The sequence below is a fragment of the Mesorhizobium sp. M7A.F.Ca.CA.003.01.2.1 genome, from assembly GCF_003998945.1.
In the GTDB taxonomy this organism is placed as follows: domain Bacteria; phylum Pseudomonadota; class Alphaproteobacteria; order Rhizobiales; family Rhizobiaceae; genus Mesorhizobium; species Mesorhizobium ciceri.
In genome coordinates this window covers 1-3,178 of the sequence record NZ_RZRA01000683.1, presented here as the reverse complement: position 1 = coordinate 3,178, position 3,178 = coordinate 1, and the positions used below count along the sequence as shown (strand labels likewise).

Annotated in this window: 3 protein-coding genes; 1 reads left to right on the top strand and 2 read right to left on the bottom strand. The window is 64.1% G+C overall.

Features of this window, described 5'->3' with window-relative positions; all coding sequences use genetic code 11:
* Positions 1-149: 149 nt before the first annotated feature.
* Positions 150-719 carry an NADPH-dependent FMN reductase gene (locus EN969_RS23640; RefSeq protein ID WP_063169841.1) on the bottom strand — a complete coding sequence of 190 codons (570 nt, stop codon included), beginning with the start codon at positions 717-719 and terminating at the stop codon, positions 150-152.
* Positions 720-896: 177 nt separating this feature from the next.
* Between EN969_RS23640 and EN969_RS23635 the strand changes: the two genes are divergently transcribed.
* A complete protein-coding gene (locus EN969_RS23635; protein WP_013528196.1) occupies positions 897-2,264 on the top strand; it encodes a cytochrome P450 in 1,368 nt (455 codons plus the stop codon).
* 29 nt (positions 2,265-2,293) lie between these two features.
* On the opposite strand, the gene EN969_RS23630 is transcribed toward EN969_RS23635, so the two are convergent.
* Positions 2,294-3,178: complex I NDUFA9 subunit family protein (locus EN969_RS23630; protein ID WP_164758441.1), on the bottom strand; the 885-nt coding region annotated here is incomplete at its 5' end.

Below are 3,178 nucleotides of genomic sequence, written 5' to 3'. Positions count from 1 at the left end.
GGGCCAGGCGCCACCACTGCGGTGGCGGTGGTGAGCATAGGCAGCAAGGCAAACAGCAAGCGCAAATCGAACTGCCCCCCAGTTCGTTCCTGTGCACGACCACCTCTCTATGGCAGCAAACCGGGGTTTTTTGCGGAAGACCAGCGTTTTCAGCCTGCCCGCATCGGCTTCAAAGCCTCGCTCCAGCGCAGCAGCCCGTCGAGCATGGTTTTGGCTCCGCCCTGCACCTGTTCGCTGGCGTTGAAAGCGCCATTTTCGTCGAGCAGTTTCTGGTACATCGGCAGCGCGACGCCTTCCGGGATCGGCATGACACCTACCGAGGTCAGCAGCGGCTTCAGCGCTTGCGCCGCGCGCAGGCCGCCGGAGACGCCGCCATAGCTGAAAATGGCGGCTGCCTTGTACTTCCATTCGCGCGAGAGATAGTCGATCGCGTTGACGATCGCCGGCGCCACGAAATAATTGTATTCCGGCGCCACGAAGACGAAGGCATCGGCGGCATCGATCGCCTTGGACCAGGCTTTGGTATGATCGTTCTGGTAGTTGCCAAGCCTTGGATGGTGCGGTTCGTCCAGCACCGGAAGCTTGAACGCATCGATGTCGGTCAGTACAGGCTCGAATTTCCCGTGCTCGCGCGCGAACCTCTCCAGCCACTCGGCAAAAATCGGTCCGGCGCGGCCTGGCCGCGTGCTGCCGATGATGATGTTCAACTGGTGCTTCAAGCTGGGCTCCTGCGGTGGCGGTATCCATTGGTGACTGCCACCTAGGGCATGCCGCTCGGGGCAACAAGAAGGCACCTCGCGGTAACCGGTCACATTCCGGAGAGTAGGGCCTTGCCGTTCGGTCACATGGACGCCTGCTTTGCGGCCCACTACATTGGGTCATCAGCGGAGCACAGCATGGACATCCAGCCCGCCCCCTTCATTCCCCCGGCGCCGAAGCCGCGCACGACGCCGCCCTCGACGCTAGAGATGATCCGCATCGTCTACCGCAACCCGCTCGAATTGTGGGGTGAGCATACCTACAACGAGCCGTGGATCTCGGCGAACGGCGTTGGCGGACATCTGATCGTCGCCAATGATCCCGCCCTGATCCGGCATGTGCTGGTCGACAACGCCAGGAACTACAAGATGGCGACGGTGCGCCAGAAGATCCTGCGGCCGATCCTGCGCGACGGCCTGCTCACCGCCGAGGGCGAGGTCTGGAAGCGGTCGCGCAAGGCGATGGCGCCGGTGTTCACGCCGCGCCACATCTTCGGCTTCGCCCAGCCGATGCTGAGGCGCACGCAGGACTTCGTCACCCGTTACGAAGACGGCGGCACGTCTGACATCGCCCATGACATGACGCTGCTCACTTATGACATCCTGGCCGAGACGCTGTTTTCCGGCGAGATATCAGGCGAGCCCGGCAGTTTCGCCAACGAGATCGACCGCCTGTTCGAGACCATGGGTCGCGTCGATCCGCTCGACCTGTTGCGTGCGCCCGACTGGCTGCCGAGGCTGACCCGCATCCGTGGCCGCAAGACCATGGCCTATTTCCGCAAGATCGTCACCGACACGGTCAAGATGCGCGAAGCGAAATTCAAGCGCGATCCCGATGCCGTGCCGCAGGATTTCCTGACACTGCTGCTCAAGGCCGAGGGACCCGACGGACTGACGCGGGCCGAGGTCGAGGACAATATCATCACCTTCATCGGCGCCGGCCATGAGACGACGGCGCGTGCGCTCGGCTGGACGCTCTATTGCCTGGCTGAATCACCGTGGGAGCGCAACCGGGTCGAGCAGGAGATCGACCAGGTGCTGGCGCGCGAGCCCGATCCGACGAAATGGCTCGATGCCATGCCCTTCACGCGCGCGGCTTTCGACGAAGCGCTCAGGCTCTATCCGCCGGCGCCGTCGATCAACCGCGAGCCGATCGAACCGGAAATGTGGAAGGATCTTCATATCCCCAAGCACGCCGCGGTGCTGGTGATGCCTTGGGTCGTGCATCGCCACAGGAAACTGTGGGACCGGCCGGATGCCTTCCTGCCGGAACGCTTCCACCCGGGAAATCGCGAAAAGATCGACCGCTTCCAGTATCTGCCGTTTGGCGCCGGCCCACGCGTCTGCATCGGCGCCAGCTTCGCCATGCAGGAGGCGATCATCGCGCTGGCGATCATGCTGTCGCGCTTCCGCTTCGACACCACCGCCGAAACGAAACCCTGGCCGGTACAGAAACTGACCACGCAGCCGCAAGGCGGTCTACCGATGCAGGTCACGCCGCGTTAGGCGTGACACCTTCAGGCAGTTGCGCCGAATTAGGCCGCGGGCTTGCGTTGCTGGAACTGGCCGGCGGCGCGGTAGCGCCAGAGATAGCTGGGCAGGATCGTCGCGATCGACTGCGGCTGGATGCCTAGCCCCGCAAGCGTCCTGTTGGTCTGGTTGGCGGCGTCCGAAACGATGTTGTGCTCGCGCAGCTGCATCACCTGGTCCTTGGTCAGCAGCGGGTTGGGCAGGAGACCGAGGATCGAGGCCTGGATGTTGGCCACCCACCACGGAACCGGCACCAGCAGCCGCTTGCGCTCGATCACGTCGAGCAGCTCTTCCATACACTGCTTGAAGGTGAGCACCTTCGGTCCGCCGAGTTCATAGATCTGGCCGCCATCCACCTTGCCGTCGACCGAGCGCGCCACCGCTTCGGCCACGTCGCCGACATAGACCGGCTGAAACTTGGTCTGGCCGCCGCCGATCAGCGGCAGCACCGGCGAATAGCGCGCCATGTTGGCGAAGCGGTTGAAGAAGCCGTCTTCGGGTCCGAAATTGATCGACGGCCGGAAGATCACGGCGTCCTTGATCGTCTCCAGCACAGCCTTTTCGCCAAGCGCCTTGGTGCGCGCGTAGTCTGATTCGGAGTCCAGATCGGCGCCAAGCGCAGAAATGTGGGTCAGGCCGGCGCCGACCGAGCGCGCGGCCTCGGCCACTGCGCGGGCGCCGAACTCGTGCACGGCGGAGAATTTCTGCCGGCCGCTCTCATGCAGGATGGCGACCAGATTGACGACATGGTCGGCGCCTTGCACGGCGCGGTCTACCGACCAGCGCACGCGCACATTGGCCTGGACCGGCTGGATCTGGCCGACATTGCCGAGCGGCTGCAAATGGCCGGCGAGATCGGGCCGCCGGCAGGCGACCCGGATGCGATAGCC